At 36.3% G+C, this 19810-nt stretch carries 17 protein-coding genes and 1 pseudogene; 12 read left to right on the forward strand and 6 right to left on the reverse strand.

The genetic code is table 11. The annotated features are described in order from the left end of the window. Positions 1 to 684 precede the first annotated feature (684 nt). From F6K15_RS26650 to F6K15_RS26660, 3 genes are all read left to right on the forward strand, one after another. Positions 685 to 813 (forward strand): hypothetical protein, encoded by a 129-nt coding sequence (locus tag F6K15_RS26650; RefSeq protein WP_293066653.1) that lies wholly within the window; start codon positions 685 to 687, stop codon positions 811 to 813. Positions 814 to 1464: 651 nt separating this feature from the next. Then, positions 1465 to 3471, forward strand: coding sequence for an ATP-binding protein (locus tag F6K15_RS26655; RefSeq protein WP_293066655.1), 2007 nt, complete (start codon positions 1465 to 1467; stop codon positions 3469 to 3471). 219 nt (positions 3472 to 3690) lie between these two features. Further along, positions 3691 to 4395: a CADD family putative folate metabolism protein gene (locus F6K15_RS26660; RefSeq protein ID WP_293066658.1), complete on the forward strand. Its 705-nt coding sequence runs from the start codon at positions 3691 to 3693 to the stop codon at positions 4393 to 4395. Between the two features lie 113 nt (positions 4396 to 4508). Here F6K15_RS26660 and F6K15_RS26665 read toward each other — a convergent pair. Further along, a pseudogene (locus F6K15_RS26665) lies at positions 4509 to 4623 on the reverse strand (IS1 family transposase); the annotation flags it as partial. Between the two features lie 419 nt (positions 4624 to 5042). On the opposite strand from F6K15_RS26665, the gene F6K15_RS26670 reads away from it, so the two are divergent. Both F6K15_RS26670 and F6K15_RS26675 read left to right on the forward strand, forming a co-directional pair. Beyond that, positions 5043 to 5846 carry an EamA family transporter gene (locus tag F6K15_RS26670; protein ID WP_293066661.1) on the forward strand — a complete coding sequence of 268 codons (804 nt, stop codon included), beginning with the start codon at positions 5043 to 5045 and terminating at the stop codon, positions 5844 to 5846. A gap of 247 nt (positions 5847 to 6093) precedes the next feature. Beyond that, on the forward strand, positions 6094 to 6801 hold the full coding sequence (locus tag F6K15_RS26675) for a hypothetical protein (protein WP_293066664.1): 708 nt from the start codon (positions 6094 to 6096) through the stop codon (positions 6799 to 6801). Positions 6802 to 7544: 743 nt separating this feature from the next. Here the strand turns inward: F6K15_RS26675 and F6K15_RS26680 are convergent. The 3 genes from F6K15_RS26680 to F6K15_RS26690 all read right to left on the reverse strand — a co-directional run bounded on the left by F6K15_RS26680 (position 7545) and on the right by F6K15_RS26690 (position 9776). Then, positions 7545 to 8705, reverse strand: a complete 1161-nt coding sequence (locus F6K15_RS26680; RefSeq protein ID WP_293066667.1) for a radical SAM protein — start codon at positions 8703 to 8705, stop codon at positions 7545 to 7547. Between the two features lie 325 nt (positions 8706 to 9030). Beyond that, a complete protein-coding gene (locus F6K15_RS26685; protein ID WP_293066669.1) occupies positions 9031 to 9468 on the reverse strand; it encodes a transposase family protein in 438 nt (145 codons plus the stop codon). Positions 9469 to 9623: 155 nt separating this feature from the next. Next, positions 9624 to 9776: a hypothetical protein gene (locus tag F6K15_RS26690; protein WP_293066671.1), complete on the reverse strand. Its 153-nt coding sequence runs from the start codon at positions 9774 to 9776 to the stop codon at positions 9624 to 9626. 73 nt (positions 9777 to 9849) lie between these two features. Here F6K15_RS26690 and F6K15_RS26695 point away from each other — a divergent pair, with 73 nt between their 5' ends. The 3 genes from F6K15_RS26695 to F6K15_RS26705 all read left to right on the forward strand — a co-directional run bounded on the left by F6K15_RS26695 (position 9850) and on the right by F6K15_RS26705 (position 13982). Beyond that, the gene (locus tag F6K15_RS26695) at positions 9850 to 10065 is read left to right on the forward strand and encodes a hypothetical protein (RefSeq protein ID WP_293066674.1); all 216 of its coding nucleotides are present in this window, start codon (positions 9850 to 9852) and stop codon (positions 10063 to 10065) included. A gap of 1390 nt (positions 10066 to 11455) precedes the next feature. Beyond that, positions 11456 to 13441, forward strand: coding sequence for a serine/threonine-protein kinase (locus F6K15_RS26700; protein WP_293066675.1), 1986 nt, complete (start codon positions 11456 to 11458; stop codon positions 13439 to 13441). A 196-nt stretch (positions 13442 to 13637) separates the two neighbouring features. Then, entirely contained in the window at positions 13638 to 13982 is a 345-nt protein-coding gene (locus F6K15_RS26705) for a helix-turn-helix domain-containing protein (RefSeq protein ID WP_293066678.1), read from the forward strand. A gap of 529 nt (positions 13983 to 14511) precedes the next feature. Here the strand turns inward: F6K15_RS26705 and F6K15_RS26710 are convergent. After that, entirely contained in the window at positions 14512 to 14730 is a 219-nt protein-coding gene (locus tag F6K15_RS26710; RefSeq protein WP_293066681.1) for a hypothetical protein, read from the reverse strand. A 35-nt stretch (positions 14731 to 14765) separates the two neighbouring features. On the opposite strand from F6K15_RS26710, the gene F6K15_RS26715 reads away from it, so the two are divergent. Further along, the gene (locus tag F6K15_RS26715; RefSeq protein WP_293066684.1) at positions 14766 to 14900 is read left to right on the forward strand and encodes a hypothetical protein; all 135 of its coding nucleotides are present in this window, start codon (positions 14766 to 14768) and stop codon (positions 14898 to 14900) included. Between the two features lie 650 nt (positions 14901 to 15550). Here the strand turns inward: F6K15_RS26715 and F6K15_RS26720 are convergent. Next, positions 15551 to 15811 (reverse strand): hypothetical protein, encoded by a 261-nt coding sequence (locus tag F6K15_RS26720; RefSeq protein WP_293066687.1) that lies wholly within the window; start codon positions 15809 to 15811, stop codon positions 15551 to 15553. 716 nt (positions 15812 to 16527) lie between these two features. Here F6K15_RS26720 and F6K15_RS26725 point away from each other — a divergent pair. The 3 genes from F6K15_RS26725 to F6K15_RS26735 all read left to right on the forward strand — a co-directional run bounded on the left by F6K15_RS26725 (position 16528) and on the right by F6K15_RS26735 (position 19802). Next, positions 16528 to 17940, forward strand: coding sequence for a NupC/NupG family nucleoside CNT transporter (locus tag F6K15_RS26725; protein ID WP_293066690.1), 1413 nt, complete (start codon positions 16528 to 16530; stop codon positions 17938 to 17940). 441 nt (positions 17941 to 18381) lie between these two features. Beyond that, positions 18382 to 18975, forward strand: coding sequence for a hypothetical protein (locus F6K15_RS26730; RefSeq protein ID WP_293066693.1), 594 nt, complete (start codon positions 18382 to 18384; stop codon positions 18973 to 18975). A 215-nt stretch (positions 18976 to 19190) separates the two neighbouring features. Next, the gene (locus tag F6K15_RS26735; RefSeq protein ID WP_293066696.1) at positions 19191 to 19802 is read left to right on the forward strand and encodes a DUF3318 domain-containing protein; all 612 of its coding nucleotides are present in this window, start codon (positions 19191 to 19193) and stop codon (positions 19800 to 19802) included. Positions 19803 to 19810 lie beyond the last annotated feature (8 nt).

Consider the following 19810-nt stretch of genomic DNA (forward strand, 5'->3'; position numbering starts at 1 on the left):
ATTGTGGGATTGGGATGACTCAAGCATCCAGAACCTGGATTGATTTTGGCCACTCGTGTCGGCCAACACACTGACCAGTTGATTACAGAATTAATTGCCAACGCCAGGAAGGGAAAACCAACTGACTAGCAGTGGCATACTGATGATTGGGGTGGGTTAGAGCGAATTCTCCCAGAAGAAGTAAACACATTATTGGCAAAGACCAGACACAGCAGTTAGAGCTTTGCTAGATTGTCAGACAGCAGATAGGTAGGTGGCATCGCACCCCAGAATAAATTTGGTAAGGTCTGGGCACAGACAGAGAGCACAGTGAGGTTAGCGTTCGCTCCGCGTGGCGTTACTCTGTATCGCTCCTTGGAGTTGGAAGGACCTAATTACTTATCCCACACTTTGCGCTATGCACTACCGAGTATTTTTCAACCTTTTTCTCTTATAGTTTCCCTCTACCTCTTGATTCGTGACTCCTGGCAAAATACTCCTGGCAAAAAAAACTGAATCACCGACAAAGATATGATCGGGAGTTCTATATGTATTCTTTGGGGATATGCTGTTTTTGGGTTGAATAAAAAGTCATGTGCAGGGGCGAGTAGATCCCAATGATTACATACTATCACGATTTTTTTGAGGATGCAAGAGGAAATACCTTGCCGTTTTTTTTGGAGCTTCACAGGATGATAATTTGATTTGGTTGTGAATATAGCGATCGCTTCTATGATGAGTAAATATTATGGATGTGTTGATGGGGTGAAAATTTTTCCTGTAACCACTTCTTTTTGGAGTGCTGCACAGGATGATAAATTTTCTCTGCTTTGATGGTGTGAGTATCCGTTCTATTATGTATTCTGTGGCGATATACTGTTTTTTGGTTGAATAAAAAGTCATGCTTAGGGGCGAGTAGATACCAATGATTACATACTATCACGATTTTTTTGAGGATGCAAGAGGAAATACCTTGCCGTTTTTTTTGGAGCTTCACAGGATGATAATTTGATTTGGTTGTGAATAATAGCGTTGGCAGAGCAAGTGCGGTAGCTACATCGCTTCTACATGAGTAAATATATGGCGTTGCATAGAGTGCGGGATGAATTTTAGGCTCTCGAACACAGGAAGTATAAAAAACACGCCCATGGGATTTACCTTCTGCCAAAAGTTTCATCCCTTAATTGAGCAACGCCTAAAATTCAGGCAACTCAAAATTTTCCGTTCTTCAATCTTCCTTTGATTGTCAAATTATCAGAACTTACGCATAAGGTAGGAAAAATTAGGATTTGAGATGGCTTTCCTGTGGATCGCTTCGGACAGAAATATTTTGTAATGCGTAAGTTCTATCCCTCTTTCTTCTTACTTTTGACTTCTGCTACATGATATTATTAGAAATCCTGATATTTAGCCCAAAATATTTCTTTTGAGTATCAAAACAAGATATAATAATTTATACTATCAAAACTTTGCTTATAAGTACCTATGATCGAGCTACATTTTCAATCCCAACTGCAAAAAAGAAAAAATCCATTTGGAAGTAGTCGAGTCGATCATCCTTTTCAGACACATAGCGATGCAGATAATGTTTTTAGCCAAGAATTTCATAGAATACAATCTACTCTCAAAGATATTAAACAAGATATTAATCATCAAAGTAAAGGGGTTGTTGTAGTAGGAGAACCAGGGTTTGGCAAAACTCACCTGATGATGCGGCTAGCAAATAGCAGATTAAAAACTAACCGACTCTTATTTATCCGTCAACCTAATAATCCTGATGCTATTATTTATCATATTTATAGTCGTATACTTGAATCGCTCATTAGATGTATACCAAAAATCAACTATACTCAACTAGAATATTTGATTGCTAATAGTTGTGCCAAAATTTTTCAAGAAATTATTATAGACAATCCAGATTTGTACCCAAAAAAAGAAAGTAAAAAAGACCAGGCAATTATAGAGTTAGTCAAAAATGGAAATCTGAAATTACTCTCTTTTTTATCATCAGATACTCAAGCAAAACGAGAGTTTTGGGAACATATAGAAAATCGAGCTTATATGTGGTGGAGTACAAATTATTCAACGGCAGGATACGCACCAGAAATATTCAAAGGAATTATCAAGTTTTGTGGATATAGAGCTATAGATTATCGTCGCATCATTCGAGAATGGTTGGCAATGAATGATGTACCTCAAAAATTATTAGATAAAGTTAAAATAGCATCTTGGAATAAAAGTATAGATCGAGAAGAAGTATCTCTAGAAGTGTTAAAAGTATTAGGTTATTTATCACTTTTAGATGAACCTTTAATTATTGTCTTTGACCAGTTAGAAGGTTTAGGCAGGGAATACAATCAGAATCTTTTACACAGTTTTGGAGAAGCAATTAAAGAAATTTTTACTCATATTCCTAATAGCTTGATTATCCTAAATTTATTCCCCGACCGATGGGAGCAGTTTCAAAAAGAGTTTGATGATTCTATTGTAGATAGAATTTCTCAGTGTCAAGTATTCTTACATAAACCATCTGAAGAACAACTAATAGCAATTCTAAATGAAAAATCTAAGTCTATTAATCTATCGATAGAACAAATTTTTACGCCACAAGAAATTCAGAGGATATTAAGTAAAAATTCTATCCGCTCAATTATTAATTCTGCTGCAGATTTCTATAATTATAAAATTCATAATATTCCCCTGCCCGATTATCTAAAAATTGATACCAATAGTCAAATAACACTACAGAATAATTCCAATTTACCAAATTTAGCCTCAGATATTAAACAAATTAAAGAACTTGTTCTGAAGATAGCTGAAAAACTGAATATTGAATCGAATCTAGAAGTAAAAATTGAGCAAAATAGTGAAACATATATTTATCAGGAGACTCAAGCGGATGTCAATAAAATTATCGGAGATTACCTGAATCAAAAATATCAGCAAATAGAAGAAGAATATAGTGAGTCTCAAATTATTACAAGTAGTGATGACCGGGGAAAATTGGAAAAAATTTTTGAATCGTTGAAAATAATTCAATCATCTCTCAAGTTAGACTTTCTCACATTAGATAGACCGAAAAAAATTCCAGATCACCTGGTGATTCAAACAGAAACTCAAGGTTACGTTATCGGTTTTTTATATGATGGAGGTAACGCCTTTTTTTCTAGGATGACTAACTGGAATCAATTAGCAGCAAAAAATTCTCACCTCAAGTTTTATCTATATAGAGATGCTAGAGGATATCAAGTTAGTGGTGAAAAAAGTATGGCAGAATTAGATAAATTTAAAAATTCAGATAATGGCGAATATATTGTTTTAATCAAAGATGAACGGATTACTTTTGAACTTCTCTATCAAATAATTGTAGATATTCAAAATCTTGATTTTGAAGCTAAGTTGGATGAAGCGTTATCAATTATTTTAAAAAAATACTCCCATCATTCATTATTAAAAATAGCAATAGAAGCGATCGGAAATTTTGAAGTCTAGCTTGATTAAAGAAGGTTTTAGATACCCTGAACAAATTGGTAAGTTTTTAATAATTAAACAATCAGAATAATTTCAAATAAATTCTCAACTCCACAAACTTAAACAGCAATCAAGTTTACTGCTAGATTCAGAATTTATTAAAAAAATCTTTGCTTTTCTTGAAAATAAAAAATATGATGATAGTATTCAGATTTGAAACTATTAATTGACTAAATAAGTATGTTGCTTCAAAATACACAAATGACTGCACAAAATTTCCTTGCACAACTTGATGAGATTATTGAAAAACAACATTTACTTAAGCACTCTTTCTACCAAATGTGGAATGAAGGAAAACTTTCTCTAGAAATGTTGCAAGAGTATGCTCAAGAATATTATCTACAAGTCCATTATTTTCCCACTTATGTTAGTGCTACTCATGCAGCTTGTGATGATTTAGAAACTCGTAAAATGCTCTTAGAAAATCTCATGGAAGAGGAAATGGGAGCAGCAAATCATCCCGAATTATGGTTACGTTTTGCGGAAGGTTTGGGTGTAAAACGAGAAGCAGTTAAAAATAGGCAACATTTAGGAAAAACCAAGGAATCTGTCAGTATTCTCAAAGAGTTATCCCGCAGTAAAAATCCGGCCAAAGGTTTAGCAGCTCTTTATGCTTATGAGTCTCAAATTCCCGAAGTTGCTACTACTAAAATTGCTGGTTTGAAAGAATTTTATGGCATTAATTCTGAAGCAGCTTTGGCATTTTTTCAAGTACATGAAAAAGCTGATGAAATTCACAGCCAAGTTACACGAGAAGCTTTAGTAAAGATGTGTGAAACTGATGTTCAAAAACAGGAAGCATTATCAGCAGCAGCTAAGGCAGTAGATGCTTTAAATTTATTGCTTGATGGTGTTTATGAAGAATATTGTCAAGCTGTGAATTAATTATTAGTTAACATCTTGAATGATTAGTTGAATTAAGTAGGGACTAGGGGTTTTGTATATCTTCTAGTCTCTAGAAGAAGGAAGAAGGAAGAAGGAAAAACGGTGTTGGTGAATCAAGTAGGAAGAGGTATATCACCGAACTGGAGATAATGAATTAAAAGTCTGAGAGAATGCTTGAGCATATCTTAGAAATTTGGAGTAGCATAAAGTTCGACGATGGAGTCTTGCATACTTCAACAATTAATAATTAATAATTAATAATTAATAATTACCTCTCCTAGAAAACGGATAGGATTGACTAATCATGAAAATTTTTATTTATTATCCCCTTAAAAGGGGAGGCTTTAAACCACAATTTTTCGATAATACCTTACAGCGGTTTTCATTTCGGTAGACCACAGTAGTAGCTCGTCATGACTAAAATTGTGGGTAAACACAGACCGATAATATTGAATTTACTGCCTTCTTAGCAATTGCTTTACCCACATTCTAAAGCTAGAAACGCTAGTAGGGACGTTCCATGGAACGTCCCTACTGTGTTTTAATTGGACGTGAGGTCATTAATATGAAAAGCGCTGTAATTACTCTAAAATTACGACTGTATTTTTCTGCTTTCTATTTACTAACACCATTTTTTTTGTTTGAGCATGGCAAATTTAATCTTACTATTTCTGTTAAGTATTACTCAGGTTTTAGGAGATATTTGGTTAAGTAAAGCCATGAAACAATTTGGGAAAGTTAATGTAGTTAATCCCGAAAATTGGATACCGTTAATAGGTTATTTACTGACAAATTTTTGGATTTGGTTAGGGGTAATTTTTCTGATGATTTCTCTGGGATTGTACCTGACTGTTATTTCTAAATTTGACCTGAGTTATGTACTCTCAATGCACTCTTCAACTTATTTGTTAAATGCTTTATTTGCTTGGTTGATTTTAGGCGAAACAATTTCAAATCTGCGGTGGATAGGAACTTTGATTATAACTATTGGTGTATTGATTGTGGGTTTAAGTAAACCTCTTTATGAAGATAGACAAAACCATAATTTTCACATCCTATTAATGGCATTATCTTTTAGTTTTTATCGGTCTAACACTTGGTTAGCGATCGCGATAATTGCTTTGGCAGATTCAACAGGAGATTTATGTCTTGCCAGAGGAATGAAGGAAATTGGAGAAGTGAATTTACAATCAATGAAAAATATCGTTAAACAAGTAGGTAAAATCATCATAAATCCTTTAATTATTGGTGGAGTTTTTTGTCAAACAATTGCTTTTTTATCATTAATTTCAGTCTTAAGTTGGGCAGATGTTAGTTTTGTCCGACCTGCCACAGCCTTGACTTATGTTTGTAGTATTTTAGGAGCGAAAATTTGGCTAAAAGAAAAGGTTTCTCAAGGTAGATTTATCGGCATTATTTTTATTGTTATTGGTCTGATAGTTAATAGATAAGGAAGAAGGAAGAAGGAAGAAATTATATTACCTAAAATTAATAATTAATAATTAATAATTAAATAATTCGCACCTTGAAGCCTCCCCTTGATCGGGAAAAAAAGCGGTCGAGGGATGGCGTTCGCGTAGCGTCCCGGAGGGAACGGTCCCCTCGCCATATCCAATCGACCAAGACAGCGGTCGATCTTCTCCTGCTATCTCTAGTGATGGTAGGTTTGTCGCATTTTCTTCTGTTGCTGATAATTTGGTGTCAGGAGATACCAATGGAGCGTGGGATGTATTCGTCCATGACCGACAAACAGGTGTCACTAGCTTGGTTTCTGTCAACTCCGCAGGAGAACTGGGAAATGATTCCTCCGATGACCCCTCTATTTCTGCAGATGGACGCTTCATCGCCTTTTCTTCTACTGCCGATAATTTGGTGTCAGGAGATACGAACGAGGTACAGGATATATTTGTATACGATCAACAAACAGGTGTCACTAGCTTGGTTTTTGTCAATTCCTCAGGAGAACAGGGAAACAGAGATTCTCAAATTCCTATAATTTCTGCTGATGGAAGTGAAATTTTGTTTAACTCTTTTGCCGACAACCTAGTGCCAGGAGATACTAATGAAAAGCAAAATATTTTTATACGGGAGCTAGAAACAGGTATTACCACCCAATTTAATCCAGACTCTTCAGGAAATCAGGTTAATAGGAACTCCAGGATTTACTCTATGTCTAGCAATGGAAGATTTATCACTTTTTCCTCTTCTGTTGTAGATAACCTAGTACCTGGGGAGGAAAACTGTCAGATGTATATTCACGATCGCGAAACTGGAACCAACTCTTGCATTACAGCAGAATCACACCATGGAAATTATATTGGTCGTAATACAATTTCCAACGATGGACGTTTTATAGCTTTTGAATCTGTTTCCATTCCTATTGAACACATCACATTTTCTCCCTAAATCATTAACTTATGATACTTTGAAACAGCACTGACCAGGAGGGGAGGGGTTAGGGGTGGGTTAACTCCTAAGAAATATCCTAGCTATTTGTAGCAAAAATTTATCAATTTGGTATTAATTATTAATTGTTGAAGGGGCAGGGACACAATCGACTTGTGGCGACCTATCCGCAGTTCGAGTCATAACCTTTAAGTTGTCAGTGGGGTATTCTATTTTCCCTGATATATTGACTCTTTCTTCCTTAATAAAATCCTTACATTCTGCAATATTTCCACTACAGTAGAAGTTACTTTCGCTTAATTTATCAAGACATATTGCTTTTGCCTCTAAAACTTCTTTTTTTGAGATTTAATCAGCAAGCCCTAATTAGTGATAAAAAAATTTTTGTTTGTAGTTTTGCTCTAGCCCATGAAATATCTATCTTCTTGCTCAAGCCCAACTACGAGAGCTTCTAACTTATAACTATTCAACCGGACATGATACAACAGGACTTACGCACAGAACCTACCTGTAGGGGCAATTCATGTTTGCGGAGCATTCCTGAGGAAATTGCGCCTACAAAAAACATTTATAGATGCTTTGCGTAATATCATGTCCGGTTGAATAATTAGACTTTGGTGGAAGGAAGGCAGGAGGCAGGAGGCAGGAGGCAGGAGGTTTTCTCAAGAGTGTCACCTTAATTTTATACACGCTCCGATGCTACCGGACATGATATAAGTCCCGATTACCCCGTTTCCTACTAATTAAAACCGCATAATCCAAGGCAACTCTTCCATCACTGCCCGCAAAGAATCAACATTACCTTTCCTTGTTAAAGCTTTTGCCGTATTTAACAACTTACCTTTCTTGATTGACTGATAAGCATCCTGCATCGACACTGCAATATTTTGCATTAGACTCGAATCTCGATAACAATTAATCATACATTTCGTACAACCATCCCTTACCAACTTTGAACTATCAAACTCATAAATAGAACACATTGGTTCATGCCAAAAATGACAACGCCATAAGTTTAAATCCCAGTCCAGAAAAAAGAAGCGATAACCCGCCAGACAAGGATAATGCTGTTCCTCATCCTGTACAAATCTCTGCATTTCCTCCAGAGAAAGGGTGGGGTTAACTACACGAAATTTCTTTTTCAGTTGCTTCACCTTTTCGTAAGCTTGCCAGAGACTTTCATTGGTGTGAGTTACCAGACCAGCATCAGAAAATCCCAGAAAATTAGAATCAAGCTTAGTTAATGGGTAAGAAAAAACCACTGACTCAAACCCAAGAGATGTCAGAAAATCAGGTAGTGCATCATAATCAACTAAATGACTCATCGTCACAGAAGCAGTCGAATACATCCCAATATATTTCAGGACTTGGTTAGCTTCTTTGATTTTATTGCATACACCAGGCAACCCACGATTTTTCTCGTGAATTTCTTCAGTGGCAGCATCAACTGATATAATTAAACTAGACAAACCTGCATCAGCCAATTCGTGAATTTTGCTCGGCGTTAACAACCCACCGTTTGTCACCACCATCGGTTTTATTCCTAATCCTGCGGCATGGTCAACAAATGTGATGAGATTAGGATTAAGAGTAGGCTCCCCACCTGTAAAAACTAGATATCTAATACCTTCTCGAAACAGGATATTAATGGAGTCTAATCCCTCATCAAGGCCGACAAACTGTGTTTGTTCTTTAGGAAAAGTATCCCGTGCAAAGTTGCAGAAACCACAATTAGCGTTACAAACATTGTTAATAGCAAATTGACAAAATCCTGGCCCCCCTGCCTGAAAAACTAGCTGTAAGGTATCTAGGATGCTAGTTGTAGTTGACATACCGCGATTTTTTTGTTTGGTGGTGAGTTTTGTACTGCTGTTCTCAGATGTTTTGTGGATGTTTGTTTTCATAGTTATTAGTAGTTACTTTACTTTTTAAGGGTGGGAAAATGGGTAGAGGTTTAGTAACCAAGATCCTACAGGAGTCATACTAACTTAAAAATGGCTGGATTTGCACCATGAGCGATCATCCTGTAAACTCAACTAGGAATTTACTATTATTTTCAAGTTGAGCTGGAAATAAATCTATGACCAAAGAATAAGAACGCGATCGCCTATTAATGTCTTGGAACGATACTCATCCAGAATAAGTGTATCCATCAGTTATTTGAAGAACAAGCAGAAAAGAGTTGTTGGGAAATAACTTAGGTTAGTGAAAAATGAAAACTCAAACTGATCAATTTTGGTTAGTGGTCTTATTATTTATGCTGCCATCAGGTACAAGTTCCAGCCATCCAGTCGCTGTTAACATTAATTTGTCATCAAAATCATCCTTGTGATTACGGTAAATATGATTGACAGCTCCATAGCATTTGACTCCCGCGAAGGCGTTTTCACATAACACCCTAGATTGACTCAATGTCCGATTTTCGGTCTTTTGCTGTTGATTTAATTGTCTCCCCTTTGGTTTTTTATGGGGTATGCGGATATTTTTATACTGGTGTTGAATACCTTGAAAGCCACTATCTACTTCAATTGGTATCTTCACGGGTATACTTCCTATCAACTTTTCTTCGTCATGGAATTTCTTGTCATGTAACTTTCCTTCTCTTGCCAGGCTCAAGAATGGCAATCTACAACAAGTACCCATCGGCGAACCAGGAGAATTGCACATTTCCAATTGCCCTTATGTTGAGCAAAGTTTTCTAGGATTGCAGATTTCTCTGCTGGAGTAAAAGCTACACCTCTAGCTTTTTTCTGGTAATTAGGGTTTGCTGATTAAATATAAAAGCATTGACATATAAAGATTTTAGCAGTCGCCTTTTCTAACTATCGCCTGACAGTAGTCTCTAAATAGACTTGAGTACTTTCTTTCCACTTAGGTAGTCCATAGTCATAGAATTTGTCCCATAACTCTAGTAAAGAAATCTGAGATTTGGCCTCTTCAATCTTTTGATAACGTAGCTCCTCCACAGGAAGCATTTGTAGCAGTTTCTTTTGCTGTGGCCTGTAACGCTCTAACGTAAAGTCAAATTGGCCTCAAGCAATATCAGTATTGATAGCCTCAACCTTAACTTCAGTGATCGCCCTATATTTAGGGTTTGCGCTCAAAAGTATGAGTGGTAAGAGTAGGAGTCAGGAGCCAGAATCGGTGAATCCAGGAGGAATGGGAATTTATAGAAGAGGTAGTTGGAAGAATCGTCCCAAAATTGTTCTGCCATCATCTACCCAAAGTACCCTCATTTTTGAACCGGAACTACCTAAAAGCTAGAACTTTTTGATACCTAAAAATCTTCAAACCTTTATGTGTAAGGACTTTGAGATTTAATCAGCAAGCCCTATTTAGGTAAGTCAGGTAGTCCTAAATAAAGGGTCTTGTCTTTACCAAACAATTTTCTGGGAAAACGCACAGGTAAACGGCCTTCACAAGAATCTAGTCGGGCAATACCCCTAGGAAGAAAATGGGCCTTATTTAGACTCATAAAATACCTCAACTCTTCCATAAAAGCTAAGGCAGAAGTGTACAAAAAATTGTACTAAAGTACATCAGTTTAAGAAAGCTTTAATATCATGTCCGGTAGCATCGTTTGTGTATAAAATTAAGGTGACAATGGGAGAAAACCTCCTGCCTTCTGCCTCCAGCTCCCGCTGCCTTCCTTCCACCAAAGTCTAATTATTCAACCGGACATGATATAACTACTGGAAACACCAAATAGCAATAAAGTCAGCAAGTTAGGGTAGAGCCTTCCAAGCTAATCATGGGGGTTCGATTTTCCCTACCCGCTTATCGGGTAAAACAACGAATTATCCACTTTTTAGACTGATCTTAAACAGCAAATGGATAACAAATGGACAAAAAACTATACAAAAGTGAGTACGAAATGAGTATGAAGCTGGACAATCAAAAACTGTCGATAATTTAGCCACAAGAAAACTCTTGAATTCTCTCAAATATTCAAGTTTGTCCAAATATTTAAGTAGAAAATATCAGCGTTCCCAGATTAATGAGTACTTTTCCCCTAAATATTGCTTGAGTCTACATATTTCCGAGAGTGAAAACTCAATTATGTCTTTTGTGCCCCAAATACCCTTCAATTTCTCCTTGGAAATAGCAACTATTTTGATGAAAATCTTGCCACAATCTAGGTCAACAAAGTCTCCCTTCAACAATTAATAATTAATAATTAATAATTAATAATTACCTCTCCTTGAAAAGAAGAGGATTGACTAATCATGAAAAATTTTTTCTTCTCTTGGTCGATTGGATATGGCGAGGAGACCGTTCCCTCCGGGACGCTACGCGTTAACGTAGTTGTGCGTTAGCAAACGCCATCCCATCCTAACTGACTGCTCCGCAAACGACCGCTTTTTTCCCCTTACAAGGGGAGGCGCATACCCACAATTTATCGGTAAAATCCTTTTCCATTTCGGCATGTCTGGATGAGTTTGTAGCCAATTTTCTCAAGTATCCGATTGATATATTGGACATTTTCTATTCGGCCTCTTTAGTTAGTTTCAATGCATTTTTATTGAAGATGTTATCACTGCCACAAACAAACTCAACATCTCTGCTAACAGGAATGTAATTATTCTTGTTACACTCAGTCCAAGGGAAGAATTAATATAGAGATAGTTGCCGAATCTTTTTAATACTTAATAATATGAGCTACTGTTTAAATCCTCAATGCCCAAATCCACAAAATCCTGAAGAAACATTATATTGTCTAGCTTGTGGGTCAAAGTTGTTGCTCAGAGAAAGGTATCGCCCAATTAAACCTATTGGTAGGGGTGGCTTTGGTAGAACTTTTTATGCTGTAGATGAGGATAAACCTTCTCACCCTCCTTGTGTAATTAAACAATTTTTACCTCAAAATACTGGTGACCCAAAAAAAGCTGCCGAGTTATTTCAACAAGAAGCAGTTAGATTAGATGAACTTGGTCAACATCCACAAATTCCAGAATTATTAGCTCACTTTGAACAGGATAATTATCAATATTTAGTACAGGAATTTATTGATGGTTCTAATCTTGCTCAAGAGTTAACAAAAACAGGTCCATTTAAGGATAATCAAATTAAGCAAATATTGAATGAATTATTACCAGTTTTACAGTTTATTCACGAACATAAAGTAATTCATCGGGACATTAAACCAGAAAATATTATTCGTCGTAATTTTCCACCACAAACTACAGGATGGATGACTAATACAAATCGATTAGTATTAGTTGATTTTGGTGCGGCTAAAGTTATTACTGGAACTTCTTTAATGCAACCTGGAACAATTATTGGCAGTCCGGAATATGTGGCTCCAGAACAAGTAAGAGGTCATGCCATTTTTGCTAGTGATATCTATAGTTTGGGAGTTACTTGTATTCATTTATTAACTCAAGTATCTCCTTTCGATCTATTTGATGTAATGAAAGATAAATGGGTGTGGCGAGATTATTTGAATCAGTCTATTAATAGTATGTTAGGGAGAATTCTTGATAAAATGCTGGCAACTAACCCCAAAATGCGTTATCAGTCTGCTGCTGAGGTCATGAAAGAATTAAACCCAGAGCAGAAGTTCCCTACTCTCCCTAATATTTCTCCACCTACACCATCCCCAACTAGAAGACCAATACCATCTCCTACTCCCACTAGAGCGCCAATACCTACATACACACCAATTCGACAAACAACTAATTCCATAACTGCACCGCCTCATGTTATCCAACCAACAATTATTCCTCAACCGCAAAAGTCAACTTGGAAATGTTTATCGACCCTGACCGGACATTTTGACTCGGTAAATTCAGTAGCATTTAGTCCGAATGAAGAAATTTTAGCTAGTGGGAGTCGGGATAAGACTATTGAAATTTGGGATATGAATAAAGGCAGACGTTGGTATACTCTTACTGGTCATGGCGACTCAGTACAAACTGTGGCATTTAGTGAGAATGGAGAAATGTTAGCGAGTGGAAGTCGGGATAAAACTATTGAAATTTGGGATATGAATAAAGGAAAACGCTGGTTTACTCTCATCGGTCATTCTGACTGGGTGGATGTAGTGGCATTTAGTCCAGATGGTCAGGCATTGGCAAGTGGCGGTAGGGATAAGGCAATTGAAATTTGGAATTTGCAGAAGGCAAAGCGGTGGTTTACTTTGGTTGGTCATGAAGACCGGGTTTATAGTGTTGCTTTCAATAGAGATGGTCGGATATTGGCAAGCGGGAGTCGCGATCGAACAATTAAAATGTGGGACTTTGAGAATGCGAAAGAACTATTTACAATTAAGGGTCATTCTGACTGGGTGCGATCGCTTGTTTTCAGTCCAGATGGTGGCACATTAGCGAGTGGTAGTAGGGATGGTACGATTAAGTTATGGCAGGTTTATGGAGGGGAACTTATTTCGACACCTATACACAATTTGAAATATGGTATGAGTGATGTTTTGTCTGTTGCGTTTAGTCCAAATGGAAAAATTGTTGCGGGTGGGTATCGCAATGGGATTATTAATTTATGGGATGTTGTCACCGGAGAATTGTTGGAAACTCTTGAGGGTCATTCAAGTGATGTATTTTCGGTGATGTTTAGTCGGAATGGTAGGAGTTTAGCTAGTGGGAGTAATGATAAGACGATTAAAATATGGCAGGTTCCTGGGTAATATCATGTCCGGTTGAACAGTTATAAATAAATAACGACGGACTCCTGATGACTCCGTCCTCAGGAGTCAGGAGGAAAGAGGGAAGGAAGAAGAAGAACTGGAGTTGAAGGAGAAAGTTTTTGATCACGCTATTATCCGGACATGATATAATATCAAATCTGGTTGCATTGGTGTAATTAGATTCATCGGGTGGGGAGTGTGGGGAGATATAGAAAGATGTGGCAATGGCGCTTATGATGGAACTATACTAAACCCAATGGGCTTAGAAAGTACAGGCAAAAAATCAAAGAAGATTCGGATTTACCTCAGCCGTGAACAAAGGCAATTACTCAGGCAATGGATAGGTGTGGCTAGGTCTACCTACAACCGCACCGTTGAATATCTTCAGCAACCTGAGACCAAAGCTAATTGGAAAGCAGTCAAAGGTGGAATTTTGAATAATACCATTTCTCAAAAACTTTTCTACATTTTCTTGAGTGGGGGAGTGTGGGAGTGGGGGAGTGGGGGAGTTTTAAGCATAAGAATAATTAACATTAACTGAGCTACTAATTAGCAAAAATTGATTTTTTCTGTATTAAATATTTAGGGTTTGCGCTTCACTAGTCTTTTAGTAGGGGTAGGAGACAGGAGACAGGGGAAATGTGTCGGGAGCGAGGAGGTAGGAGTAACAATTGTCCCTCAATTTTTCTGTCCGAAGGTTTGCCTTTTACTCACATCTTGCACCTGACAAGACAAAGTTCCAAACCCTGTTCATAAAACCAAGGATTTAGTAACTTTAATTTTTTGATCAGGCAAAGGAGTAAAATCTGAGTTCTGAGCAAAACTAAGGCAATTTCTGCTCAATCATACCAATCTAAATCATCATGGCCAACCATGATGTAAATAAATCCAATCAGCTAATAAATAAGAAACGAAAGAAAGAATTAACCAACGATCAACACCTAATCAAGTTTTTTGTCCAAAACGATGAAGACTAAATTGATGTTTGGCCGTTTTCCAGAAACCTTCAATCTGCCATCGACGTTTTCCCCAACGGACGATAGTTTTTCCCTTCATAGGTTTAGTTGAAATCACAAATCGCTTGACTCTTTTTCCCGGAACGTTTTAGCCAAACCCATGATCAAAATACAGGAAAATCTCAGCCCTATTCGATCAACTTGTTGTCTGTAAGTTTTTAGTTGAGATACCTTACCTCCATCAGTTAATTTTCTGTTATTAGAGATGCCAAGAATTCCATGATGATTAAAGGAATCGTCACGGAGTTTTTCACTCTCATTTAATTGTCCCAAAAGCTGTATCTCCTAAAACATCAATTTGGAAAGATTTGGTCAAAATAGAAGGCAATGTATTCAGTAATTTTAAAGCCAACACAGAAGGTGATGGAGTATCTTTGCCTAAACGCACTTTTGGGGAATATAAGAATGCTCAAACCTTTACTTGTCAATGGTTTGATAATTAATAAGCAAGCCCTATTTAATAACTGAAGTGTTACTTAAGTATAGCATTAACAGGACTTACGCAAAGACACTATATATAGTATATGCTAAATATAGCGTCCGCTTAAAAATACAGAGCGTACGCCTCAAGACAAGTACCATTGTTAAAACCAGGGTAAAAAATTACCTAATTTATTGACAATTAGCAACATCTACAATGGGTGAAAATAAACTATATTAGCCTGTCTTTATATGAGTTATGATGATTTTGTTATTCAGGCGATCGCTCTGTATTTTTAAGCGTTAGCGGAGCTTTGCGTCAGCAATCGCTATATTTGCCAGACACTATATATAGTGTCTTTGTGTAAGTCCTGATTTCTTCTACATGGTCTATTTTGCTCTTTTTATCACTTTCTGGGTTATAGATACGATAATTTATTATCCAAAATCTAACTAGATTGAGGATTAAAATATAAGCAGTTAACTATCCCTATTCCACGCACTACTCTATGTTCATTACCGTTATACTGACACCGGACAAGTTCAATATGCATGGGAATATTTTTTATTAATAATTGTGTCATCAAAAATTCAATAACCATCTTCAGCAGTCACAATTTCTTCCCTGACATTTTGCCATAAAATTAGTGTCTTTGCGTAAGTCCTGAATCATTCATTCGTCCTCATCTTGATCGCTACCAGCATACTTAGAAGGAGGGCGATCGCTACTCCAGGCCCACCAACTACAGCCACACTCACAATGATAAAATTCTTGCCACTTGCGACGACTATTTTCTCCATAGACAGGGGAACGTCGATTAATCCAAACTGCCTGTGCGTCTATTGTACCTGCCCCACACTTAGGACAGCAGAACTGAAACACATGAATTGAGGATTCTGTCCATTGAGGAGGAGTTGGGCTAAATGCTTCCATGATTTATGATTAATATCATATAAATTTACTTATGTCAATATTATAACTGTAAAGTTAAAAGGCGTTTCCTGACGGAATGCTCCGCAAACAGAAATTTAGCACTCAGCATTGCTGGTTAGATTTATACTGAAACCGAAAGAAAAGCAATTTATAAGGATATTTTAACCCCTCTTAAATTATCTGGCGTACAAGCCGAGTATTTCAGCCCAAGCTAATCACTAAAAGCTGTTAGCCCAGAGTTAGTTAAACTGAAAAGAAAAACTTATTTAGGATATAGCATTGACATTAAATTAAACATTAGCAAAGAATAGGAAAAAATACAGTATATTCCTCCCATAATAAGTACAGAGATTAACAATTAAATGTTTCCAGTTCGGGGATATTGCACACCAGAGGTGTACCTTACTAAAGTAGAATATTCTGTAATTAAGAGATTTTTTTGTAGTCAAAAAATTACAATCTAGTTTCACATTTTAAAACAGTTTTTATCAAAATAATTGGGTCGCGCAACCCCGCCGGGAAGTGGCGAAATGTTTTTGGGGGGTTGCTCAAAATCCCCGACTTCCCCTCCACTGTCGGGGTCCGCGGGTGGGTTAACTTCTGACTTCTGACTTCTAACTTCGTTAAAATTGGTTGTGGTTTGATTCCCAATCCACTTTTTCCTTTTTCTTCCTTCTTCCTTCTTCCTTCTTACTTCTTACTTCAACCCTAATCAAATGAATCTGTTATTAAACTTTATATCTTTAATTGGAATTGTAATTCTGTGCTTTATTGCATGGTTAGGTTCAGAAAATCGCCTAATTATTCCTTGGAAAGTTATATTTTGGGGAATAGGATTACAACTATTTATTGGTTTGCTCATATTTGTATTACCAACCCGCGACCTCATTGCACAAATCAATAATCTCTTAAATACAGTACTAGATGCTTCTGAAGCAGGGGCCAGATTTTTATTTGGTGGCTCTGATTCGGCAATTGTCCCAGACCCTAATCGCATTGTGGGACCAGGCCCCGCAGCCAGATGGATAGTTAGAACCGTCGGTACTCCTTATGTAGAAATTCCAGGCGATCGCCTCACTCCGGATAATCTTAATTTGGGCTTTATTTTTGCCTTTCGTTCTCTCCCACAAATTATCTTTTTTTCTGGGTTAATTAGTCTATTATATCGACTAAATATTATTCAGCCTATCGTTAAATTGTTTGCTAAAATTTTCCAAAAAACAATGAACATTAGTGGAGCAGAATCTTTATCTGGAGCTGCCAATATCTTCGTAGGAATAGAATCAGCAATTGCCGTCAAGCCATATCTAAAGGATATGACACGCAGCGAACTTTGTACTATTTTATCTTGTTGTTTCGGTTCGATCGCCTCTTCAATATTAGGCATATATGCAATTATTCTCAGACCAACATTTCCTGGTATTACTGGGCATTTAGTCTCAGCATCAATAATGACTATTCCTGCTTGTTTTGTACTATCGAAAATCTTGATACCAGAAACCGAGAAACCGAAAACTTTAGGTCATATTCCATCTGAGAAAAAAAAAGAAAATGACCAATTACCAAACCCAATGGATAGTTTAATGAATGGAGGGATAGATGGAGTAAAAATGGCAGTAGGAATTGTGGCAGTAATTATTGTAATTTTAGGATTACTTGCATTAGTTAATGCCATATTTAATGGTTTAGCAAATCTACCAAGTCCTCTAGGAAATATCTTCCAAATAATTACTGTACAAAATATCTTAGGAGCGATATTTTTACCCCTAACTTTTCTCACTGGAGTATCTCTAGAATGGAACGAACTTTGGCAAGTTTCAATATTAATTGGACGTAGATTATTTGAAACAAGTATCCCTCCTTATTTTACTTTGGCACAACTAAAAGCGGCCGGAGAAATTAGCGGTCGTGGCTTACTAATAGTTAGTTATGTTCTTTGTGGTTTTACCCACATAGCATCCTATGGAATTTTTGTCGGTGGAATATCAAATCTCATACCATCGAGGCGATCAGAACTTTCTGCTCTTGGTTGGAAAGCTCTATGGGTTGGTACTCTTGCTACTTTAATGACAGGTTGTGTCGCCGGATTATTTGATTTCGGAGACCCTACTATTTTAGGTCTTAGCTAGTAGGTTTTAGGTTGTAGGTTAGTAGTTAAATATTCTGAGGAATTTAACTAATAATTTACAGAAAAAAATTAATTTGGAAGTTTAAAATAGTCATTCCAAATCATTTGTCAAAAATCTAAGGATATATAAAAAATATGAAACTTTTACTCCTGTTCCTTAAATTCAAAGGTAAGTATTTCCTGCGGAATGCGGAGCTAACAGCCGTCAGCTATTAGCTATCAGCTATTAATTTTGGGAGAGGTAAAAGCAACCTTTGAAATTGAAAAAGAATAAAAAGTTACTGCAAAAGTCTCTAGACAAAATCTTATAAGTAATTATTCATTACTAATTGCTGTTTGCGTAGCATTCCGTAGGAATAGCTGACTGCTGATAGCTGAATGCTTACATTCAAAGATATTTTTACAACTGATAACTGATAACTGAAATAGGATGGCTATATATATGAAAAAACGGCGCTTAATTAGCATAGGATTATTAACAGCTCTAACTTTATTGATTTTCAACTATATTATCGGAAATTGGCATCAAATATCCTTATTTAAACCTGCCCAAGCTGAAGATATTACCAATTCATTAATCACTTTGAGTTCTAGCTCATATAAAGATAGTCAATTTGAGATTGGAATTATAGAAGGTTATCAACAAAAAATCATTGCTGGCGTACCAGTATTTGAATCCCCAGAAGGAAATTTAGCTTATACTGTGGTAGTCAAACCTCAAGTTAATTTACAACAATTAGATAATCAAACTTTAGCGATAATTGCCATAAATGAATTTGCTAGAGGCGAAAGTTTTCAACCACAAGAATTTCAAATAATTAAACCAGGAGAAATTACTTTACCTTGGAGTGCTAGTTTAACAATAAATAATAAGACACAACCGATAAATGGAATAATTTTAGCCCGTCAGATCGATAGAAATGTATTTTTATTATTAATTAGTGCCACAGAAGCAAAAGCAGAAAAAATCACACAAGTTTTGCAAGTTTTATCCAATAGTTTAAAAGCAGTAGGGACGGGTTCCGCATTAAATTAATTACTCAACATTAAATTGAGATAAACTCGCCCCAGTCTCTAAAAGTAATTTAATCCCAATTAAAAAAAATAATGCTACAACTCAAGAAAACTAGAAAATTCTGCTTAAAAGTAAATTATCCAATCCTGTAGAATACAGATTTTTATTATTTTTTTCCCTTTTTTATTTACTCCTTCTTATTTCTTACCTCCTTCTTTTTGCTTAATTTAAAAATTATGAATCCAGAACTTTCCGAAACTACCCGCTTATTAGATATTATGCCTGCTTCTGGGCGAATGATGACAAAAATAGTTGGTAAAAATCAACAACCTACCATTATTGAAACAACCTTTCCTTTACCTTGGAAAAACGACCGGGTAATATATCTAAATTTTGACTTATGGATGAATTTACCCAAAGGACAACGGGATTTAATAATGTTACGAACTGTCAATTGGTTATGTGAAATTCAATGGTTTAAGCCTAATTTGAATCAAGGTATTTTTGCAGTTGGTTTAATAGGAGTAATTTCCCAATTGAGCGAAGCAGATGTAGTGGGAATATTAGTTGCTGGTGGTTTAAGTACAATTGGTTTAATCAAAATTTGGCAAAATAATCATAGTACACAAACAGAATTAGCAGCAGATGAAATGGCAATTAGAGTGGCAACCAGACGGGGTTATCAACAAGCTGAAGCAGCAAATTATTTATTACAAGGAATTGAAAATGTAGCCAAAATTGAAGGGCGTAATAATTTCAACTTTACCGAGTTAGTTAGGTGTCAAAATTTAAGAGCGATCGCTGGTTTATCTCCTGTAGCAGTTCCAGAAAAAGTGAAGAAAGAATAATTGTAGTG

The sequence above is a fragment of the Okeania sp. SIO2B3 genome, assembly GCF_010672525.1.
Lineage (GTDB): Bacteria > Cyanobacteriota > Cyanobacteriia > Cyanobacteriales > Microcoleaceae > Okeania.